The 21,170-nt window shown below is 71.2% G+C and carries 12 protein-coding genes; 3 read left to right on the top strand and 9 right to left on the bottom strand.

The annotated features are described in order from the left end of the window. Nucleotides 1-17: 17 nt before the first annotated feature. Nucleotides 18-3,725 carry an RICIN domain-containing protein gene (locus AB0F68_RS19235; protein ID WP_357339897.1) on the bottom strand — a complete coding sequence of 1,236 codons (3,708 nt, stop codon included), beginning with the start codon at nt 3,723-3,725 and terminating at the stop codon, nt 18-20. A gap of 185 nt (nt 3,726-3,910) precedes the next feature. Between AB0F68_RS19235 and AB0F68_RS19230 the strand changes: the two genes are divergently transcribed. Further along, nucleotides 3,911-10,273: an RHS repeat-associated core domain-containing protein gene (locus tag AB0F68_RS19230; RefSeq protein WP_357339895.1), complete on the top strand. Its 6,363-nt coding sequence runs from the start codon at nt 3,911-3,913 to the stop codon at nt 10,271-10,273. A gap of 55 nt (nt 10,274-10,328) precedes the next feature. Here AB0F68_RS19230 and AB0F68_RS19225 read toward each other — a convergent pair whose 3' ends face one another. Both AB0F68_RS19225 and AB0F68_RS19220 read right to left on the bottom strand, forming a co-directional pair. Then, nucleotides 10,329-12,173, bottom strand: coding sequence for a BTAD domain-containing putative transcriptional regulator (locus tag AB0F68_RS19225; RefSeq protein WP_357339892.1), 1,845 nt, complete (start codon nt 12,171-12,173; stop codon nt 10,329-10,331). Nucleotides 12,174-12,185: 12 nt separating this feature from the next. Then, entirely contained in the window at nt 12,186-13,175 is a 990-nt protein-coding gene (locus tag AB0F68_RS19220) for a hypothetical protein (RefSeq protein ID WP_357339887.1), read from the bottom strand. 159 nt (nt 13,176-13,334) lie between these two features. Here AB0F68_RS19220 and AB0F68_RS19215 point away from each other — a divergent pair, with 159 nt between their 5' ends. After that, nucleotides 13,335-16,343, top strand: coding sequence for a BTAD domain-containing putative transcriptional regulator (locus AB0F68_RS19215; protein ID WP_357339885.1), 3,009 nt, complete (start codon nt 13,335-13,337; stop codon nt 16,341-16,343). Between the two features lie 39 nt (nt 16,344-16,382). On the opposite strand, the gene AB0F68_RS19210 is transcribed toward AB0F68_RS19215, so the two are convergent. The 6 genes from AB0F68_RS19210 to AB0F68_RS19185 form a co-directional block, all read right to left on the bottom strand. Then, on the bottom strand, nt 16,383-17,681 hold the full coding sequence (locus AB0F68_RS19210; RefSeq protein ID WP_357339883.1) for an aldo/keto reductase: 1,299 nt from the start codon (nt 17,679-17,681) through the stop codon (nt 16,383-16,385). A 51-nt stretch (nt 17,682-17,732) separates the two neighbouring features. Next, nucleotides 17,733-18,074: a DoxX family protein gene (locus AB0F68_RS19205; RefSeq protein WP_357339881.1), complete on the bottom strand. Its 342-nt coding sequence runs from the start codon at nt 18,072-18,074 to the stop codon at nt 17,733-17,735. Nucleotides 18,075-18,159: 85 nt separating this feature from the next. Continuing rightward, complete coding sequence (locus tag AB0F68_RS19200) at nt 18,160-18,717, bottom strand: SRPBCC domain-containing protein (RefSeq protein WP_357339879.1); 558 nt, start codon at nt 18,715-18,717, stop codon at nt 18,160-18,162. Next, nucleotides 18,714-19,031, bottom strand: coding sequence for a helix-turn-helix domain-containing protein (locus AB0F68_RS19195; RefSeq protein WP_357339877.1), 318 nt, complete (start codon nt 19,029-19,031; stop codon nt 18,714-18,716). The genes AB0F68_RS19200 and AB0F68_RS19195 overlap by 4 nt, the downstream gene beginning before the upstream one ends. Before the next feature lie 92 nt (nt 19,032-19,123). Further along, a complete protein-coding gene (locus tag AB0F68_RS19190) occupies nt 19,124-19,879 on the bottom strand; it encodes a sulfite exporter TauE/SafE family protein (protein ID WP_357339875.1) in 756 nt (251 codons plus the stop codon). Then, a complete protein-coding gene (locus AB0F68_RS19185; protein WP_262286302.1) occupies nt 19,860-20,138 on the bottom strand; it encodes a YciI family protein in 279 nt (92 codons plus the stop codon). The genes AB0F68_RS19190 and AB0F68_RS19185 overlap by 20 nt, the downstream gene beginning before the upstream one ends. A gap of 61 nt (nt 20,139-20,199) precedes the next feature. On the opposite strand from AB0F68_RS19185, the gene AB0F68_RS19180 reads away from it, so the two are divergent. Then, on the top strand, nt 20,200-20,871 hold the full coding sequence (locus AB0F68_RS19180; protein WP_357339872.1) for a Crp/Fnr family transcriptional regulator: 672 nt from the start codon (nt 20,200-20,202) through the stop codon (nt 20,869-20,871). Nucleotides 20,872-21,170: the final 299 nt, after the last annotated feature.

The following is a 21,170-nucleotide window of genomic DNA, read 5'->3' as shown; positions in this document are numbered from 1 at the left end:
CCGAGCGGATCCACCCGTCAGGGATCCACCCGGAGGAAGAACTGCTGGTTGGTGGGGGGCGTGGCGGCGCAGCTGGTCTGGACGACGGCGGCGTTGTTGGCCGTGCTCGCGCCGCTGACGGTCAGGCACTTGTCGCTGTGCACGTTGCGGATGGTGACCACGGTGTCCAGGTCGCGGCCCGAGACGTAGTCCAGCCGGAACTGTTGGTTCGGTTGCGGCAGCCCGTCGCTGTCGCAGGTCCACTGGACGGCCGCCGCGTTGTCGAGCAGGCTCCAGCTCTTGTCGTCGACGCACTTGCCGGCGTCGGTGCCGAGACGGAAGTACGGCGAGGCGCCCACCCGCGTGACGCGGAACTGTTCCCAGGTTGCCGTGGCGACGCAGTCGTACTGGTCGAGGGCCGTCCCGTTGGCCGTGCTGCCGCCCGGCACGTCGACGCATTTACCACTGTGCACCGGCTGCAGGCGGTACTTGCGGCCACCGTCGACGTACACCCCGGGCTGGGCGTTGCTGACGTACCCCTCCCACCGCGTCTGCTTGTCGGCGAAGGCGGTACCGCTCGAAGCGAAGGTGTACATCCGCCGCACGCCGCCGCCGAGGTCGTACAGGGTCCCGACGTCGGCGCGGCCGTCACCGGTGTAGTCACCCACGGCCAGGGTGGCGCGGCTGGCGTCGAACGCTCCGGTCCCGCTGCTCCACCACGCCGCGCTGGACCAGGTGCCGCCCCGGTTGCCGATGGTGAACAGCCGGGCCGTGGCGGCGCCGTCGTCGTAGAGCGCGACGATCTCGTCGCCGGCGGTGCCGTCGACGTCGCCGGTCGCGAACCGGGCGCGGCCGGCGGCGAAGGCGCCGGCGCCGCTGTCCCAGACCTGGGCCGGGGCGCCGAAGGTGCCCTGGGCGGAGGTGTACAGCTGGACCTTGGTGCGGCTACCGCCGGCGTCGTAGACATCGGCGAGGTCGGCGTTGCCGTCGCCGTTGAAGTCGCCGGCCACCAGGTTGGCCTGGGCGAAGGCCAGATTGCCGGCGCCGCTGTCCCAGGCCAGGACCGGGTTCCCGAAGGAACCCTGCGCGGACAGCTGCACCCACAGCCTGCCCTGGTTGCCGGCCAGGCCCTGCAGCAGCGCGAGGTCGGCGTAGCCGTCGCCGTTGAAGTCGCCGGCCACCACCTTCAGGTGGCTGACGTGGAAGCCGGTGCCCGACCACGCCGGCTGGCTGGCGGCGGTGAACCGGGTGCCGTCGGACAGCAGCAGGAACAGCCGGAGATAGCCGTCGGGGTCCTCGCGGAAGACTGCCACGTCGGCCCGGCCATCGCCGTTGAAGTCCCCGTTGGCGCTCCTGATCCGGTCGAGCGGGAAGCCACCGTTGGTGTCGGTGTCCCAGCCGATGTATCCGGTGGACAGGCTGCCCTGCGGGCTGGTCAGCACGCTCCACACGGTGGTCCGGCCGTACCCCTGGTCGATCACCGCGGTGAGGTCGGCGTGCCGGTCGCCGTTGGTGTCGCCGGGCACCGGGGGCGTGCTGACCGTCCGGCCGTGCGCGACCAGGCTCCAGCCGGCGGTCAGGCCGCTGGAGTTGCCGGCGCGGTCGATGGCCCGCGCGTACAGGGTGCGTCGGACGTCCGAGGTGTCGCCGGCGATCGAGGGCCAGAGCGTAACCGGCACCGTCGCCGTGCCGTCGGCGCCGGCGGCCACCCACATGGTGGTGCTCTCCGGGCTGAAGCCGTACTGGAAGCCCGTGACGTCGGCGTCGGCCGCGCCCTTGGTGAACGTCACCGTGCCGGTCTCCCCGACGGAGCGGACGGCGGTCCCCGCCGGATAGTCGGTCGAGGCGATCGTGGGCGTGCCCGGCCGGGCGGTGTCCACGGTGAAGTAGCAACGGGCCGAGTACGGCCCGGCCAGGCCACCGTCCGTAGTGCGGGCCCGGTAGCTGAACACCGTGTCCGGCTGGCCGCCGGGCAGCGCCCCGGGCGGGACCGCCGGCCACGGCACGGCGGTCCCGGAGGCGACCGTGCCAGAGTTGATCGTGGTCACGACCGTCTCACCGGACAGGATGTCCAGGTCGTTGGAGACGTTGTCGCCGTTGGGGTCGTAACCGACACCGGTGAGGGCCGGGGTGGTGGTGTTCAGCGGCGTTGGGGCGGTGGCGGTGCCGCACGGGGTCGGCGGCACCGTGCTCACGCCGGTGGGAGCCAGCGGCGCGGTGTTGTACTCCACGTCGAGCCGGGCGGTCGCCTGGTCGAACCGCTTCCAGTAGTTGTCGTCGCTCTCGTGCGCGCTCGGGATCCGCAGTCCGAAGCCGACGGCTTCCTGCGGGGCGGCCGCGTCCACCGCCTGCTGCACCACCGACTTGACGCTGCCGTTGCCGAGGCCGAACTCCATCAGCAGGGGCGGCTGGCCGCAGGCGGTCTTGTTGGCCTTGCCGCTCTGGGTGTCCAGCGCCTTGCCGTCCAGCCAGTTGACCCCGCTGTTGTTCCAGGTAACCGCCGTGGCCGGGTCGATGGTCTTGGTGTGCCAGAGCTCCACGCTGGTCGCCGAGCAACTGCCGGTGTGCGTCATCGTGATGGAGAACCACGCCCGGGAGATCGTGGCCCGGGCCAGCGGCGCGACGTTCATCTGGAAGAAGCTGCGCCACGGCCCGTCGCTGCTGCCGTACACCGGGCCGACCCGGACGTCCTTGCGGTAGAAGTCGTCGGTCCAGTAGGACGTGCTCGGGCTAGCCTTGTCGACCAGCGTCCAGCGGTACTGGGCGGCACTGTAGGACGGGTCTAGGTACAGCGGATAGTGGACGTCCGGGTCGGACAGCGCCGCCGGTTCGGGTAGCACCGCCAATTCGCCGCGGTCCATCTCGGTTCGCATCGCCCAGCGCCGCGGCTCCCGCGCCGGCACGCCCGGTGCCGCGCCATCGTCCGGTGCGGCACCCGCATCCGGCGCGGCGGACCGGCGGGACGCGGTGGCGCCGTTGTCCGGCGCGGTGGCCGGACCGCCGGGGGTCCCGGCGGCGGGGGGCGTGTCCCACATCATCGGCGTGCCGGAGGTGAACACCGCCCGTCCCTGCGGGTCCACCGCGCTGCTCCCACCGTCCGGATCGGCCCGCAGGGTCAGCCCGCGGGTGGCGGTGGCGAACCGGATCCGGCGCAGCGCCGGATTGCGGGCGGCCGTGACGTCGTGCACCACCAGCACCTCGGAGAAGCCGACCGGATCCACCGCGACGCGCAGGTCCACCCCGGGCAGCACCGCCGGATAGGTGGCGGTGTCGCCGTCGAGGATCGGCGCCGGCAGGGCGGTCGGCCAGGACAGCGACAGTTGGCCGTCGTCCCGGGAGGCGGTCACCAGTGGACCGGAGCCGCCGCCGGACAGCCGCAGGTCGGTAGAGGTGGCGCCGGGGGACACCGAGCCGTCCGCGTTGCGGGCCAGTCGGGTGTCGACCGGCACCCAGCGGCCGTCGCGGCGGGTCCGCACGGGCAGCACGTACTGCTCCATGGTCCGGGTGCCCGACGGATTGGCGAACACCTGCGTGGTCTCGGTACGTTCGCCGGTGATCTCGACGCGTCGGCCGGTCCGCCGGGCCAGGGCGACCGCGCCGGCCGCGTCCGCGGCCTCGGCGGTCGGGCTCGCGGCCGAGGCGGCCGTTCGCGCGCCCGATGGTGGCGGAGCCGTCGGCGTCGAGAGGGCTGGAGCCGTTCCGACCAGGAGCGTCGTCAACAGCACCGCCGCCGTGGATGATGCCACTCTTCGCCACCTCATTCGCCTGCGATCCGGGGTTGGACGGGCAGCATCCTACGGTCGGCGCGGCGCCTTCCGGGCCGGCCGACCGCCTGGGGTGTGCCGGTCGTGTGCGGATCGTGTGCGCGCCGATTGCGATGCTGCCGTCGACCGAGTCTGGCCGTTGCTGTGCGCGCGGGGAGGTGTCTCTGATGGTGCTTGTGCCCTATCTACGTCGGCCCGGATGGTTCCGGGTGTTGGCGTTCGTGTTGGGGTTCGTTCTCGTCGACTCGCTGGTGGTCGTCCTGCCGGCCACCGCGGCGCCGGGGGTGCACCGGCCGGCGCCGGCACACGACAAGTCCGTGCCGGGTGTGCCCGCGGCCACCCGCCCGGTGGCGCCGGATCCGGTCGAGCAAAAGGCGGTCCACCAGGCCCCGTCCGCGACGGTGTGGCCCGGCGCCGGCAGCGCCACGGTGGACGTACCCCGCTCGGCGGCGGAGACGGGCGCGGCGGCGGGCGCCGCGCCGCGGTCGGCGGCGCCGGCCCGGGCGAAGGCCGGCTCGCTGCCGGTGTCGGTGGGCCCCGCGGCGGCGGGTGGCACGGCGGCCGCGGCCGGCCAGGCGTCCTCGGTCGAGGACGCCGCGGCCGCGCCGGCCCGGGTCCGGGTGGACCTGTTGGGACGGCGGGGCGACGGGCTCCTGCTGCGGGTCAACCGGGCCGACGGCGGGAACCGGGCCGGACGGGTGTCGCTGGAGGTCGACTACTCGGCGTTCCGGGACACCTTCGGCGGCGACTGGGCGACCCGGCTGCGGCTGGTGTCGCTGCCCGAGTGCGCGGCCAGCACCCCGGACCGGCCGGACTGCCGCGGCGTCTCGGTACCGACCGCCAACAACGGTTCGGGCCGGCTGACCGGGGACGTGTCGGTGGGTGTGTCGGGCACCAGCGCCGGGTCGGCCGCCGGGTCGGGGTTGTTCGCGGTGCTGGCGTCCTCCTCCGGCGGTGCCGGCGACTTCGGCGCCTCCTCCATGTCGCCGTCCGCGACCTGGCAGGCCGGCGGTCCGTCCGGCGACTTCACCTGGAACTACCCGATGGCCATCCCGCCGGCACTCGGCGGACCGACCCCGGAACTGGCCCTCACCTACAACTCCGGCAACGTCGACGGGCGCACCTCGGGAACGAACAACCAGCCGTCCTGGGTCGGCGAGGGGATGGACCTTTCCCCCGGCGGGTACGTGGAGCGCCGGTACACCCCGTGCGCCTCGGACATGAAAACCGTCAACGGCCAGAAGCCGAACAACACCACCAAGACCGGCGACCTGTGCTGGGGCAACGACAACCTGTACTTCTCGCTCAACGGCGCCGGCGGGGAGCTGGTCCGGGACGACGCCACCGGGACGTGGCATCCGCGGGTGGACGACGGGTCCAAGGTGGAGCAGCTGTACGACGCGAGTCTCGGGAACGGGGCCCGAAACGGCGAGTACTGGCGGATCACCAACCGGCAGGGCGTGCAGTACTACTTCGGGCTCAACAAGCTGCCGGGTTGGACGTCGCCGAACCTGCAGACCCAGTCGGTCTGGACGGTTCCGGTCTTCGGCAACCACCCCGGCGAACCGTGTCACGGGTCCACCTTCGACGCCTCGTCCTGCCCGCAGGGCTGGCGGTGGAACCTCGACTACGTGGTCGACCCGCACAAGAACACGATGAGCTTCTTCTACCAGCAGGAGAAGAACAACTACGCCCGGAACCTCACCGCCAGCAAGGTGTCCAGCTACGTCCGCGGCGGCTGGCTGGAGCACATCGAGTACGGGCAGCGCGACCGGGAGGTCTACACCACGCCGTTCGTCGGCCGGGTGCTGTTCCAGGCGGCCGACCGGTGCATCCCCGGCACCACCTGCGACACGGCGCACCCGGGCAACTGGCCGGACGTGCCCTGGGACCAGTCCTGCACCTCGTCGACGAGCTGCAAGGACAAGTACTCGCCGACGTTCTGGACGCAGAAGCGGCTGTCCTGGCTGAAGACCCAGGTATGGGGCGGTAGCGGGCCGCGGGACGTGAACCAGTGGAACTTCACCCCGCAGTATCCCGACCCGGGTGACGGGACGAAGCCCCGGCTGTGGTTGAACTCCGTGCAGCAGACCGGTCTGGTGAACGGTTCGGCGACCCTGCCGCCGGTGACCTTCGAGGGCCAACAGCTGCCCAACCGGGTGGACGGGACCGACCACATCCCCGCGATGAACTGGTGGCGGATGAAGGCGATCCGCGGCGAGAGCGGCGACGAGATCCGGGTGACCTACTCGCCGCAGGAGTGCAACTACCTGACCAAGCTGCCGGCGCCGGACACCAACGGCTTGCGCTGCTACCCGCTGCGCTGGACACCGGATGGGCTGAGCGAGCAGACCGACTGGTTCAACAAGTACGTGGTCACCCAGGTCACCGAGTCCGACCGGACGACCGGCTTCGAGCCGGAGGTCTCGGACGTGGAGTACGTGGGACCCGCGGCGTGGCGGCACGACGAGGAGGACGGCCTGGTCCCGGAGGACCGCAAGACGTGGAGCCAGTGGCGCGGCTACGCCCAGGTGCGGGTGCGCAAGGGCCGCGCCGACCAGCCCCGGTCGATGACCGAGATGCGGTACTTCCGGGGTATGGACGGGGACGCCACCGCCACCGCCGGGGTGGCCAAGCATGTGCAGGTGGTGGACTCGACGAACACCCCCTGGCCGGACACCGACCAGCTCGCCGGCATGCCACGGGAGACGACCACCTACACCGGCAACGACGGCACCATCCTCTCGCGCACCATCACCGACCCGTGGCTGTCGACGGCGACGGCGACCCGGGTCCGGTCGTGGGGCACCACCAGCGCCTACCAGGTGCAGCAGCAGAAGATCACCCAGGGCGAGACGGAGAACGGTCAGTGGCGGCAGACCGCGACCGTGCACACCTACGACCCGGACGGCACCCTGTTGCGGGAGTACGACCAGGGGGACCTCGCCGACGCCAAGGACGACACCTGCACCACGTACACGTACGCCCGCAACACCTCGGCGTGGATCCTGGACGCGCCGGCCGAGCGGCGGACCACGGTGGGGGACTGCGCCCGGCAGCCCACCGGCGCGCCGGACGTGATCTCCGACGAGCGGCTCTACTACGACGGCAGCGACACCCTGGGCGCGGCGCCGGTTCTCGGCGACGTCACCCGTCGGGACCAGTTCAAGGGCTGGTCGAACGGGGCGCCGACGTTCCTGACCGCCCTCCGCTCCCGGTATGACGGGTACGGCCGGCTCATCGAGGCCCGGGACGTGTACGACCGGCCACAGACGTTCACGTACACCCCGGCCAGCGGCCCGACCACCAGGACGACCACGCTCAACCAGCTCGGTCAGCAGGCCACCACCGACGTCGACCCGGCGTGGGGGACCGCGACCGAGACCACCACGGTCAGCGGCGCCCGGACCGACGTCGAGTACGACCCGCTGGGCCGGGTGGTCAAGACCTGGGCACCCGGCCGGGACCACGGCCAGAGTCCGACGAACAAGTACCAGTACCTGCTCCGCAGCGACGGACCGAACGTGCTCACGACCTCCACCCTGGAGGCCGACGGCGGGTACCGCACCGAGTACCAGTTGCTCGACGGCAAGCTCCGGGTGCGGCAGACCCAGGACCCGTCGCCGGCCGGCGGTCGGGTGGTCACCGACATCGTGTACGACTCGCAGGGCCGCAAGGTGAAGGAGAACGGGCCGTACCACAACGACGCGCCGCCCGGCACCGACCTGCTGCTGCCGCAGGAGGACCTGCTGCCGGCGCAGACCACGACCCTCTACGACGACGCCGGCCGGGTCACCAACGAGATCTTCTCGTCGCTCGGCCTGGAGAAGTGGCGTACCACCTACGTCCACCATCTCGACCGGCAGGACACGATTCCGCCCAAGGGCGACACCCCGACGACGCGCTTCGTGGACGCCCAGGGTCGCCTGGCCGAGCTGCGCCAGTACAAGGGTGACACCGCGTCCGGGCCGTACGACTCGACCAGCTACGCCTACACCCCGCGCGGGGAGCTGTCCACGATCACCGACCCGGCCGGCAACACCTGGCGGTTCTCCTACGACGCCCGCGGGAACAGGTCCCGCGTCGAGGACCCCGACCAGGGCACCACGACCTCCACCTTCGGGGACAGCGACGAGCTGCTGACCACGACCGACGCCCGCGGCACGACGCTGGCGTTCGAGTACGACGCCCTCGGCCGCAAGACCGTCGAGCACCAGGACTCGGTGACCGGACCGAAGCTCGCCGAGTGGACGTACGACAAGCTGCCGGACGGCACGGCGGTGCCCGGTCTGCCGGCCACCACGACCCGGTACGTCAACGGCGAGCGGTACACGACGGCGGTCACCAAGTACGACACCGTCGGCCGGCCCACCGAGCAGACCGTCACGATCCCCGACAAGGAGGGGAAGCTGGCGGGCACCTACACGTTCGGCAGGTCGTACGCGATCGACGGCGAGGTGGCCACCAGCAAGCTGCCGGCGCTGGGCGGGCTACCGGAGGAAACCCTGACATTCGGCGTCAACTCCCTGGGCATGGCGACGACGTTGACCGGTGCCACCAGCTACGTGACCGGCACCGGCTACACCGAGTACGGGGAGCAGAACCAGCTCACCCTCTCGGCCGGCGGCAAGAAGGTCTACCGGGACTTCAGTTACGAGACCGGCAGCCGGCGGCTGACCGAGGCGACCACCCGGCGCGAGAACGGCGCCGCGCTGGTCTCCGACGTCAGCTACCGGTACGACGACGCGGGCAACCTCCGGCGGATCAGCGACGCCCCCGACCCGGCCACCGGCTCCGGCACCGACACGCAGTGCTTCGACTACGACTACCTGCGCCGGCTCACCCAGGCGTGGACGCCCGGCAACGGCGACTGCGGCACCGCGCCCACGGCCGCCGCGCTGGGCGGCGCCGCCCCCTATTGGCACGCCTGGACCTTCGACGCGACCGGCAACCGCAAGACGGAAACCCGGACCAGCCCGGGCGGGTCCACCACCACCAGCACCTACTCCTACAACGCGGCCGGCGGCGCCCAGCCGCACGCCCTGCGCGGCGTCACCACCACCGGCCCCGGCGGCACCACCAGCAACGGCTACGACTACGACCCGGCGGGCGACCTGACGACCCGCACCCGGGCCGGTGTCGGGCAGACGTTCGAGTGGGACGCCGAGGGGCACGTCAGCACGGTCACCGAGAACGGGAAGACCACCAGCTATCTCTACGACGCCGACGGCAACCGGCTGATCAGCGATGACCCGGACGGCGCGGCCACCCTCTACCTCGGCGACAGCGAGCTGCACGTCGACTCCGGCGGTGGCCGGGTGGGCACCCGCTACTACCAGCACAACGGGCAGACCATCGCCATGCGCAACGGCCTCGACGGCCGGCTGACCTGGCTGGTCTCCGACCAGCACGGGACCGCCGAGATCGCCGTCGCCGAGGACACCCAGGCGATCCAGCGGCAACGCCACGACCCGTACGGCAATACGCGCGGCACCGAGACGGCGCCGGTGGCCGGGGACCGCGGCTTCGTCGGTGGCGTCACCGACGCCACCACCGGGCTGACCCACCTGGGTGCCCGCGACTACGACGCGACGACCGGCCGGTTCATCTCGGTGGACCCGGAGATCGACTATGAGGATCCGCAGCAGATGAACGGGTTCGCGTACGCGAACAACAGCCCGGTCACCTTCACCGACCCGGACGGCACCGCCTACGTCACCCGCACGGTGACCACCTGGAAGACCGTTTATCACACCGTGATCCGCAAGGTCGTAGAGGCAATCCAGGTCCTGGTCACGGTGATCGTCTTCTGGTTCCTGATGATGATCTCAGCGCCCTGGCACGTCTACAGCTACTACGTGACCAAGCTGATCGTCCGGTACATCAAGGAGGTGGTGAAGCGGATCGTCAAGATAACCAGGCTGATCCGGGTGTTCGTCCGCACCCATGACTCCAGAACCGCCAAGCACCTGCGAAGTCTCGCCGGCCAACTGGACCGGCTCAACCAGATCGGGCTGAGTCTCGCCCGGTCCGCCGCCTCGGTGATGATGATGGCCAAGGCCATCGCCGACCAGCAGCAGAAGCAGCAGGATCGGGACAAGGGCAAGCCCTGGTACAAGCGACTCTCCGACAAGATCCATTCGGTGGTCCAGAACAAGTGGTTCCAGTGGGCTGCCGTGGCGGCCGGCGTCGTCGGGCTGTTCGCCTGCCCGGTCTGCGGGCTCATCGGCTTCGTCGGCGTGGCGATGTCGACGGCGAGCACGGCCGATTCCTGTAGCCACCGGCAGTGGAGCAGTTGCGGCATCGGGGTTGCCTCGATGGGCCTCGGTATGGGCGGTGAGGCGACGGAGGTGTCGGGTGCCAGGATGGTGCTCCGCGGGCGGATGACCCTCGACGAGACCCGGTGGCTGGTGAACCCGATCCGGCGGCTGGGCGGCTACGGAAGGACCTACGTCGGCAGGGGGATCGAACGGGTGGGACGGTTCACCCAGTACGGTGCCGCCGGCTTGGACGTCTACGGGGCCATGTGAGCGCCGGCGTCGCCGGATCCCACGGCTCAGCCGTGTGGTCCGGCGACGCCGGGTGTCACCGATCGAGGGCGTAGGCGCGCAGCAGGGCGTGCATGGCGTACCGCTCGGGCCGGCACTCGGTCACCAGCCGCGCCTCCGCCAGGTCGGCCAGCCAGCGGCGCACCACCGGCGTCGGAGCGCCGGCGAGTCCGACGGCGTCGGCCACCGAGATCTCCGGGTCCGGATGCGTCCCGAGCAGCCGGAACAACCCGCGGGCGGCCGGATCCAGGGCCCGGTACGACCAGGAGAGCACGGTCCGGACATCCAGGACCGGGTCACCGTCGCGGAACGCCTCGAGGCCCCCGTCGCCCCGCCGGAGTTCCGCGGCGACCGCGCCGAGCGGACGATCGGGGCGGGTGGCGGCCCGGGCGGCCACGAGGGCCAGCGCCAGCGGCAGCCGCGCACACCGGCTGATGATCTCGTCGACCGCCGCGGGCTCGCCGGCCACCCGCCGGGCGCCGAGCCGGCCGACCAGCAGGTCCCGCGCCTCGCCCACCGGGAGCAGATCCAGCTCCATCGGGTACGCGCCGGCCGTGGCGATCAGCCCGGACAGCCACCCCCGACCGGTGGCCACGGCCAGGCACCCCGGGCTGCCGGGCAGCAGCGGCCGCACCTGCCCGGCGTCCCGGGCGTTGTCCAGCACGATCAGCATCCGCCGCCCGGCGACCAGGCTGCGATACAGGGCCGCCCGCGCGTCCAGGCCCACCGGGATCCGCTCCGGCGGCACGCCGAGCGCGTCGAGGAAACCGCGGAGCGTCTCGGCCGGGTCGACCGGGGGCTCGGTCGGATCGAAGCCGCGCAGGTTCGCGTACAACTGCCCGTCCGGGAACCGGTGCACCACCCGGTGCGCCCAGTGCATCGCCAGGGCGGTCTTGCCGACCCCGGCCGTACCGGTGATCAGCGCGACGGTCACCGTCGCCGGCCGGTCGGCGGCCGGGTCCCCGGTCAGCGCGTCGAGGGTCGCCACCTGCTCGCCGCGACCGGCGAAGGTGGCCAGGTCGGCGGGGAGCTGACGAGGGCGCGGCGCGGCCCCAGCAACCGCCGGGGCGGGCCGCTGCGGCAGGTCGAGGGCCCGGTCGGCGGCCAGGATTCGCTGCTGCAGCCGTTGCAGCGGCCGACCCGGCCGGATGCCCAGCTCCTGGTCCAGCAACCGGTACACGTCCCGGTAGGCGGCCAGCGCGGCAGCCTGCCGGCCGCTGCGGTAGTACGCCAGCATCAGCAGCACCCAGAGCTGCTCCCGCAGGGGATGCTGGGGCACGATCCGGGCCAGCTCGGTCGCCACCTCCTCGGCCCGGCCGGCGGCCAGTGCCACCTCCGCCCACTGCTCGACGACGTCCAGCCGGCGTTCCTCGAGGCGGGCCCCCTCCACCCCGAGCTGGGGTCCGCCATGCACACCGGCGAGCGGATCGCCGCGCCACAGGTCCAACGCCCGGCGCAGCCGGTCCAGCGCAACCGCGCGATCGGCGCGGTCGACCGCCTGTCGCCCCTCCGCCACCAGCTCGGTGAACCGGGTGAGGTCAAGCTCGTCCGACCGAACCCGCAGCCGATACCCGCCGGGCCCACTGATCAACCGGGACTCGCCCTCGCCCGGCGCGCCGAACTGGCCGCGCAGCCGGGCCACGTACGTCCGGATGTTGGACTCGGCCGCGCGCGGCGGCTGCGTCCACAGCGCCCGGGCCAGGTTCTCGCCGCTGACCGCCTGGTTGGCGTTCAGCAGCAACGTGGCCAACAGGGCTGGCAGCCGGGCGCCGCCCAGTTGCAGCGTCCGGCCGGCGCTCACCGCCTCCAACGGACCCAGCAGTCGGAATTCCATGCGCGCGGCCGGGAAGGTCACCGCCGGCGCCGCGGTCGCCAGTGTCACAGGGCCATGCCGTCAGACGTCGCTGATCCGGAACAAGCCGATGTCGTCGGCGCTGGTGCCCTGGGCCGGCACGCTCTGGTTGATGGACGCCTCCACGCCGACCCAACCGTGCAGCACCTCGTCGCTGTCGATGATCTCCATCATCGGCACGACGTGCGAGTTGCCGGTATAGCAGTACTCGCCCCGGGCGTCGGCGTTGGCGGTCCGCCAGTACCAGAGGGTGTCCCGCCGATCGGTACTGGTGGTGTTCGCCCGGGACAGGTAGTACTGGTTCTTGGTGGTGGTGCCGCCGAGACAGCGGCCGCTCGAGCAGGGGTTCCAGTCCCGGTTCCAGAACGGATCACCGCCGCCGTCGGTGACGTAGGGCGTACCACTGCTGTCGGTCTGCCAGATGTCGTAGTAGTGCAGCATCGCGCTCCAGTCCGCCGCCGCGATCTGTGCGATGCCGGCCTGGGTGCCGAGCGACGCGTTGCTGCCGTACCCCCACCCGTTGGTGGCACCGAACGAGTTGCCCACGTAGGCCAGCCTCGCCAACTTGCCGGGGATGGGCTCGCTGACGGTCCACTCCTCCCAACCCGTGGTCCCGTCCCAGGTGACGCGCAACAGCGGACCGTCCACCGTGTACGTCCCGTGCAATGTGTTCGGCGCTGCCGTGTTCTGGAAACCGTTGCTCGTCTTCACCACGCAGTTGCGTGCCGCGCAGTTCGCCGCGGTCACCCCCGTCGAACTCCGGGTCACCCGATCCCGCTGGCTCCAATGCCAGTGCGACTCGACGACCTCGTTGGTGTCGGTGAAGGTGTACGTCGCCAGCCGTACCCAGTTCGTCCGTACGCTCGCCCGCACCTCGCCGATCGACACCACGAACTGGTGCATGCCGGCCGGTGCGTTGCTCGCCGCGGGGTCCGCCGCCGACGCGGCAGCGGCCGCACCCGGTAGACCGGACCCCAGCAACGCCAGGGCCGCTCCGGCCACCAGCGCGATCCGGAAGGGCCACACACCCATCGACTTCTCCTAACACGAGGATTGCTATCGTTGGCGAGTGGCGATGATCGATCACATCCGCCGGCATCGACCCGGGACCGGTAGCGGGATCCATCCTCCGGGCCACCCCTGCACGAAACCTGAACGGTCCCTGGGCGACGGCACGTAGGGCCCCAGGTCGTGGAGTTCAGGCTGCTCGGGCCGTTCGAGATCAGCCACGATGGGCGGCCACTCACGGTCGGCACACCGCAGATGCGGGCGCTGCTCGCGGTGCTGCTGCTGCGCGGGGGCAGGGCGACGGTCGACCAGCTCATCGCGGAGCTGTGGCCGCACGGCACGGCCACGGACGCCCGGGCGATGGTGCACAGCTACGTGTCCCGCTTGCGACGGGTGCTGACCCCGTCCGGCGCCGCAGCCGTCGATCAGGTCCGGCTGCTGACCCGCCCGTCCGGCTACGAGCTTGTGGTCCGTCCCGGTGAACTGGACCTGCACCGGTTCGACGACATGGTGGCGCAGGCGCGCACCGCCCGGCAGGCCGGGCAGCTCACCGCGTGCGCGACGCTGCTACGCCAGGCCCTCGGGCTGTGGCGGGGAGCGGCCCTGGCCGACCTGCCCGACACGCCCACCCTGGTCGCGGAGGCCGCCCGGCTGACCGAGTGCCGGTTGACCGAGTACGAGGAGCTGTTCGACGCGGACCTGGCCGCCGGTCACGGCGGCGACCTGGTTCCGGAACTTGCCACGCTGTGCGCCGAGCACCCGCTCCGGGAACGGTTCACCGGCCAGCTGATCCTGGCCCTCTACCGGGGCGGACGTCAGTCCGAGGCGCTGGCCGCCTACCAGCGGCTGCGGGCCGGGCTGTCCGACGCGTTGGGCATCGACCCGAGTCCCGAGCTGCAGGCCCTGCACGCGGCGGTGCTGCGGCAGGACCCGGGACTGGGCGGCCCACCCGCCGCCGGCGCCGGTCCCGACGGCGGTCCCGGTCCCGGCGGCCGGCCGGTCCCGGGCGCCGTCGGCAGGCCCGCGCAGCTGCCGCCCGCCGTGCACGGCTTCACCGGTCGGTACGACTCGCTCGCGGAGCTGGACGCCCTGCTGGAAACGGCGGACGGGCCGGCCGTCGTCACCATCGCCGCGATCACCGGCACCGGCGGGGTCGGCAAGACGGCGCTCGCCCTGCACTGGTCGCACCGGGTGCTCGACCGGTTTCCGGACGGACAGCTGTACGTCAACCTCCGTGGCTACGACCCCGGCGAGCCGCTGCCGGCGGCCAGCGCGCTGGAGGGGTTCCTGCGGGCGCTGGGCACCGAACCGTCGAAGGTCCCGGCCAGGCTCGACGAGCGGGCCGCCGCGTACCGGTCGGCGGTGTCCGGCCGGCGCATGCTGGTGGTGCTGGACAACGCGCGCACCGCCGAGCAGGTCCGCCCGCTGGTGCCCGGGACGTCCGGCTGCCTGGTCCTGGTGACCAGCCGCAACGACCTCGCCGGCCTGGTCGCCCGCGACGGCGCGCACCGGCTGGCCCTGCCTCGGCTGCCCGGCGCCGAGGCGGCCGAACTGCTGCGCCAGATCCTCCGCCCGGCCCGAACCGACCACGCCGCCACGGCGATCGCCGAGCTGGTACGGCTCTGCGCCGGCCTGCCCCTGGCGCTGCGCGTGGTGGCCGAGCGCGCCGCGCGCCGCCCCGACGTCCCCCTGGCCGACCTGATCGCGGAGTTGTCCGAACGCACGGAGCGGCTCAATCTGCTGTCCCCGGCGGACGACCCGCACGCAGCGGTCCGCACGGTACTGTCCTGGTCCCACGATGCCCTGCCGCCCGCGGCCGCCCGGCTGCTGCGGCTGCTCGGGCTGCACCCGGGCCACGACCTCGACCGGTACGCCGCCGCCCAGCTCGCCGCGGTTGGCCTGGCCGAAGCCGGACGCCTGCTCGACGCGCTGCTCGGCGGTTTCCTCATCGAACCGATCGGCACCGGCCGGTACCAGATGCACGATCTGCTGCGCGCGTATGCCGCCGAGCGGGCGGAGACCGAGGAGAGCGACAGCGACCGCCGGGCCGCCCTGACCCGGGTGTTCGAGCACTACCTGCGCACCGCCGCGGCGGCGATGGACCTGGTCGCGCCGCACGAACGGTACCGCCGGCCGACGATCGCGGCGCCCACCGACCCGGTGGTCCCGTTGACCACGGCGGCCGAGGCGCTGGCGTGGCTGGACGCCGAGCGGCGCAACCTGGTAGCCGTCGCCGGTTACGCCGCCGACGACGGATGGCCCACCTACGCCACCCGGTTGTCCACCGTCCTGTGGCGTTACCTCAACATGGGGGCGCACTACACGGACGCGGAGGCGCTGCACGGCCATGCGCTGCGCGCCGCGGAAGAGGCCGGCGACCGGGCCGCCTACGCCGACGCGCTCATCGACCTCGCCGTCGGGTACGAGCGGCAGGGGCGCTACGACGAGGCGATCGACCATCTCGACCGGGCCCTGGCGACCGCCGGTGCGGCCGGCCACCACTTCGGCGAATTCCGTGCCCTGAACAGCCTGGGCATCGTGCACGGCCAGCTCGGGCACGGCGAGCGGTCCCTCGAGCTGCACCACCGCGCGCTCGCGCTGGCCCGCGATCGCCACGACCGGGCCGGTGAGGCGGCGTTACTGGGCAACCTGGGGGTGACCTACGAGGGGCTCGGTCGCTACGACGAGGCGCGCCGGCACGGCGAACAGGCGCTCGAGTTGGCGCGCGAGGTCGGCCACCGCAACATGGAGGCCGCGGCCCTGATCAACCTCGGCGCGGTGCTGCAGGCCCTGGGCGACCACCGGCTGGCCGTCGACCGGTACCGGGAGAGCCGCACCCTGGCCAGGGAGATCGGAAACCGCGGCATCGAGACCGCCTCGCTGATCGGTATCGGTACGGCCTGTCGCCTCGCCGGTCAGCCCGCGGCGGCCCTCGAGCAGTACGGCCGGGCGTTGGTCCTGGCCGGCGAGATCGGTGAGCGGCACAAGGAGGCCGAGGCCCTCGCCGGCATCGGGCATGTGCTGCATGGCTCGGCATCCACCGCCGGGCAGGCCCGGGAGCACTGGCGGCGGGCCCTGGCCATCTTCACCGACCTGGGCGCCGCCGCCGAGGCCGCGCAGCTGGAAGCCTGCCTGGCCGATGCCGGCCCGACCGGCCCGCCAACCGAGGTGGCGCACCGGTCGGCCCACTGACGGGTCAGGGCCGCCGCGACCGAGGGTGGACCGGCGCCGTCAGGCCCGTGGCTCGACGAGCGCGGAGCCGAAGACCCACGGGCAGGTCTGGGCGATGAAGTCAGCCGGGAAGCCGAGCGTGAAGTCGGTGGCCTGTTCCAGGCGAGTGACCGCTTCGGACGGGAGGGTGAGGTCGATGGCGGCGAGATTGTCCTGGAGCTGGTCGACGCTGCGCGCGCCGATGATGGGGCGGATGGCCCGGGAGCGGTTCATCCTCCAGGCGATCGCGACCTGCGAGGGGGTGGCACCGAGGTCGTCCGCGACCTCCTGGACGACTCGGGCGACGGCATGGTCCCGTGCCGACAGTGCCTCGGCGGTCAGGCGGGTACTGGCGGCGGGCCCGCCGGGGCGGGTGTACTTGCCGGACAACACCCCACCGGCCAACGGGCTCCACGCGGTGACGCCGAGCCCGAGGGTTTCGGCCATCGGCAGCAGCTCGCGTTCGATGTCGCGGTTCAGCAGGCTGTAGGGGACCTGAAGCCCGATGAACGGACTCCAGCCGTGCCACTGGGCGAGAGTGTTGGCGCGGGCAACGATCCAGGCGGGGGCATCCGAGATCCCCACGTACAGGACCTTGCCGGCCTGGACCGCGTCGTCCAGTGCGCGCATGGTCTCCTCGATGGGGGTGTTGCGGTCCCACATGTGCACCCAGTACAGGTCCAGGTAGTCGGTGCGCAGCCGCCGCAGGCTGGTTTCCAGCGACGCCCGCAGGTTCTTGCGGTGGCCGCCGCCGGCGTTGGGGTCGGCGCGGTCCCGGGAGACGGTGTATTTGGTGCCGAGCACGAACGAGTCGCGCCGGCCCTCCAGGAGTTCGCCGAGGATCTCTTCGCTGGCCCCGCCGCGGTAGTTGATGGCGGTGTCGATGACGTTGCCGCCGGCCTCGGCGTACAGGTCCAGCATCCGTCGGCACTCCGCCGGCGGTGCGCCGACTCCGCCCTGCTCACCGAAGGTCATCGCGCCAAGGATCATGTCAGCGACTCGCAGGCCGCTCGTGCCGAGAGTCCGGTACCTGTGCGCCTCCGGCCGCAGCCAGCAGGTCACGTCCACCGCCAGGACGATCCGCCCGTCCGCGGCCCGCGGCAGGGGCACCGCCGCCACCGCTGTCCGCAGCCGCTCGATGTCTATCCGGCCGCGATTCAACGCCGCGTACAGCGAGCCGTGACCCCGGCGGTGCTCACCCACCAGCGACAACTCCACCAGGGACCGCATCCCCGCGCCGGCCGAGGTTCGGGCAATCGACGCGATGGAGGCCGCTCTGGCGGTGGTGCTGCCGACGGATTTCCGCGCCAGTCTCCGCATTCACAACGGAACGAAGTGGGTCACTCCTGCTCGGTCGGCCTGATTGAGCGTTCAGTTTCGGTGGTGAATGATCCGTGCGGCCGCCCTGGTTTGGGGCCATTGGCTGACGGCAACCGGGACGCTGATGACCAGGAATACCAAGGGGGTGAGGGGGTTAGTGTGGAGAACCGTGATGTTGGTGACGGCCGCGCCGATCATGAGTGCGGTCAGGCCGAGTGCGGCGATTCCGGAAAGGACCGGGATCAGCACGCCGATCGCCGCCGCGAGTTCGAGGCTGCCGATCAAGTACCGCAACGACTGTCCGACTCCGATCTGGTCGAACATCGTCACCATGGCACTCGCGCCGCCAAATTTCATCAGTCCGGTGGCACCGAACCCGAGGGCCAGGATCACTCGCAGACTCCATATGGCCACGGTCTGCGCGCGGCTGCGGACCGCGAAACGGTGTGGGTGGCGTGCCGAGGTGGCACTTGCTGGGTCATGGCTGGTCACGGCGGACTCCCGGGGTCAGTGCGGCAGGGGGGGTATCGGTTTCCAGGAGGCTCTTCAGGCCGCTGAGGACCCAGTTCCAGCCCCCGCCTGCGCCCTCGGCCTCGTGTTGTCCGGCGACAAGCTCGGCCAGTTTCGGTGCGCCCTCCAGTTCGTGGATGACCGTGAGCCGAGTGACCCCTGGGGCGGTTACCTCGATCTCGTGCGTCAGCCGAGTGAAGCCCTCCGCCGCGATCTGTGGGTCCATGAGCATCCGCCAGGTCTGTACCAATTTGTGCGGCGGGTCTGCCTCGATGACCTCGCCATCGACGCCCACATCGGGCACCTCGAATCCGCCAACGGCCCCGGCAGTGCGCATGTCCTCGCTGGTCACCGCCCGGTAGGCGCCGCCCGGGCGCAGGTCGTACTCGGCCAATACGCGGTAGCCGTACCGCTGGGTCCATTCTGGACGGGTGATCGCATCCCACACCGCTTGTTGGCTGGCTTTGATGTACACCCGATAGACCTGCGTGGTCGTCTGGGTGCTTGTCTTTCTTGTCTCGGTCATTGCTGCTCCTCAAGGTCGTGTTTGAGTTCGGTGAGTGCCGACACCTGGCGTTGGGTGTATTTGCTGACCCAGCGATCGTGAATGAGCTGGATCGGTACCGGGTTGAGGAAATGCAGCTTCTCCCTGCCCGACCGGCGGGTGATCACCAGCCCGGCCTCTTCCAGGACCTGTAGGTGCTTCATGACCCCGAACCGGGTCATCTCCAGCTCCGACTCCAGCTCGGTGAGCGTCCGGCCATCACGCTCGAAAAGCCGGTCCAGCAGGCGGCGCCGCGTGGGGGCGGCGAGCGCCTTGAACACCAGGTCGTCGGTCACCACGGCAGTCTAGGTGACCATCTGGTCACGTGTCAAACTGGTCACATGTTCACTTGGCACCGACTAGCCGAGACGAGGATGTGCGTGCCCATTCAGCTCTTCGCTGCGGCGACGATCGCGGTTGTGGCACTGGCGACCAGCAGGATGGTCACGAGTCCTTGGGCGCAACGAGCAGGCAGTCGCCCGGCCGCTCGCTCGCCGAAATGACGGCCGGCTAAGGCGAAAGGCCAGCCCGCGCCAGCGGTGATCAAAGAATGCGTGGTTACGGATCCGGCGGCACCGAGCAGGACGAGGCTGACGATTCCGCTGGCGAAGAACACCCATGCGAGGGTCGCTCGCAGTCGGTACCCGGAGATGTCTTGCAGCTGCAGTGCAATCACCAGCGGAGGTCCGTTCGTCCCCGTGCTGGTCGACAGGATTCCGGCACAGGCACCTCCGATCAGGTCGAGAAGGCGCCCACGACGGCCAACGCGGATCCCCTTGATCACCGCCACCGTTAGGCTGAGGACCACGACCCCGACGAGTCCCTGTAGTACCCGGTCGCTCAGCACTGACAGCAGCCAGATGCCGACTGGCGCGGTTGTCGAGGCAGCCACCACCATCCGGATCGCGGCCGCACGACTGGCGGCACGCCGATGACGTAGCGACGACCAGGCAGTTATCGGTAGGGCGATGAGGCAAAGAGCCACGACTGACTCCTGGGGACCCACGACCACTGCGAGCAAGGGCGCAGCGACCAGCGCGAACCCGAACCCGGTGATCCCCTGTGCGAAGGCCGCCGCCAGGGCAATTGCTGACACTCCCAGCAGATTTACCGAAATCCCCAATTCAGCGCTCGTCCGCCACACCTGGGCCCAGGATGGGACACCATTGGCGCAGGGAGACAACCGTAACGCCGGCAGTGGTGAAGTACGGGTCCTCCACCATGATCCGATCCAGCCTGGCGGGGTCGACGGTGAAGATCAGCAATGCTCCCGAATCGTCCTCCCAGGGGCCGGCCAGGAGCAGCTCGCCCTGCTCGTGCAGCGCGCGCAACCGGTCCCGGTGAGCGGGCCGCGCCGCCAGGCGAGCGGGGGCGTCGGTGAAAGACAGTTCAACGCAGATCATGGGATCGGACGGTATCGACTCCTCGGCCGCCCTGCTGTATCGCGAGATACACTCACGCGACATGGGCAGCGAACAACTGGCAGCGGTGCCGCTGTTCTCAATGCTGGACAAAGCCCGCCTCGGGTGGCTCGCCGATCAGTGCCCGCCGCAGGAACTACCCGCAGGCGCCGTCGTTGCCCACTTCGGCGACCCGGCCCAACACCTCGTCGTCCTCGAACACGGAACCCTGTCCGCCGTCTACGACACCAGGGACGGCTCAAGGGTCCGCTTCGCGACAGTGACCAGGCCCTGCGTGATCGACAAAGCCGCAGTGCTCGACAGCGGGGCGCACACCGCCACTTGGACCGCGTTGACCCCCTGCCGGATCCGGTTCCTGCCCGCAAGCCTCCTGCGCGGACTCATCGACGAGGTGCCGACGCTACGCGACCACGTACTGCGCCACCTGTCAGCGCAGGTAAACCATGACCGGCGGGCCCGGGTCCGCACCGCCACGCCGCAGCCCGTCGTTCAGATCGCAGACTGGATCCTCGAGGCCGGGCGGCAACACGGTAGCCGGATCAGACTCCCCGCAGCCCAGCAAGGACTCGGCGAGGAGATCGGACTCTCGCGGGTCACCGTCAACCGCGCCCTGCGCGTCCTCGCCGAAACAGGCGCCATCCGCGTCGAACCCGGGGCCATCGTGGTGCTAGATCCCAGGCGACTCAGCGCCGCAACCGACCGCACCAGCCGGTAGCCCCGGGGTGTTGCTGCAGCCGCGGCTGCCCCGGTGTCGGCATCTCTGTCCCCGATTTCCCCAACGCTGCGAAGACTCGGAGTGTCGGCGCAAGGCTACGTAGAAGAGTTCGAGGCCGTCGGGCTCGCCAGGCACCGCAACATGGACGACTGGCTCGAAGAAGCCTTGTAGGGGCGGACCGGTTCTGTCACTGGCACATCCGCTTCTGGCACCCCTCTGTGTCAAGTGATGATCAAGAGGGGTGTTCTAGGCTGGGGTGTGGCGGGTCCGGGAAGTGACTTTTCCGAAGTGTCGATCTC

Source organism: Micromonospora sp. NPDC023966 (assembly GCF_040639095.1).
Lineage (GTDB): Bacteria > Actinomycetota > Actinomycetes > Mycobacteriales > Micromonosporaceae > Micromonospora.
The sequence above is the reverse complement of the archived record's forward strand: the minus strand, read 5'-3'. Positions and strand labels throughout refer to the sequence as shown.

What these genes read in the sequence shown, in the direction of transcription:
- AB0F68_RS19230 (WP_357339895.1), top strand. Translation starts at nt 3,911, where the DNA reads ATGGTGCTTGTGCCCTATCTACGTCGGCCCGGATGGTTCCGGGTGTTG.
- AB0F68_RS19220 (WP_357339887.1), bottom strand. Translation starts at nt 13,175, where the DNA reads ATGGGTGTGTGGCCCTTCCGGATCGCGCTGGTGGCCGGAGCGGCCCTG.
- AB0F68_RS19210 (WP_357339883.1), bottom strand. Translation starts at nt 17,681, where the DNA reads ATGCGGAGACTGGCGCGGAAATCCGTCGGCAGCACCACCGCCAGAGCG.
- AB0F68_RS19200 (WP_357339879.1), bottom strand. Translation starts at nt 18,717, where the DNA reads ATGACCGAGACAAGAAAGACAAGCACCCAGACGACCACGCAGGTCTAT.
- AB0F68_RS19185 (WP_262286302.1), bottom strand. Translation starts at nt 20,138, where the DNA reads ATGATCTGCGTTGAACTGTCTTTCACCGACGCCCCCGCTCGCCTGGCG.
- AB0F68_RS19180 (WP_357339872.1), top strand. Translation starts at nt 20,200, where the DNA reads ATGGGCAGCGAACAACTGGCAGCGGTGCCGCTGTTCTCAATGCTGGAC.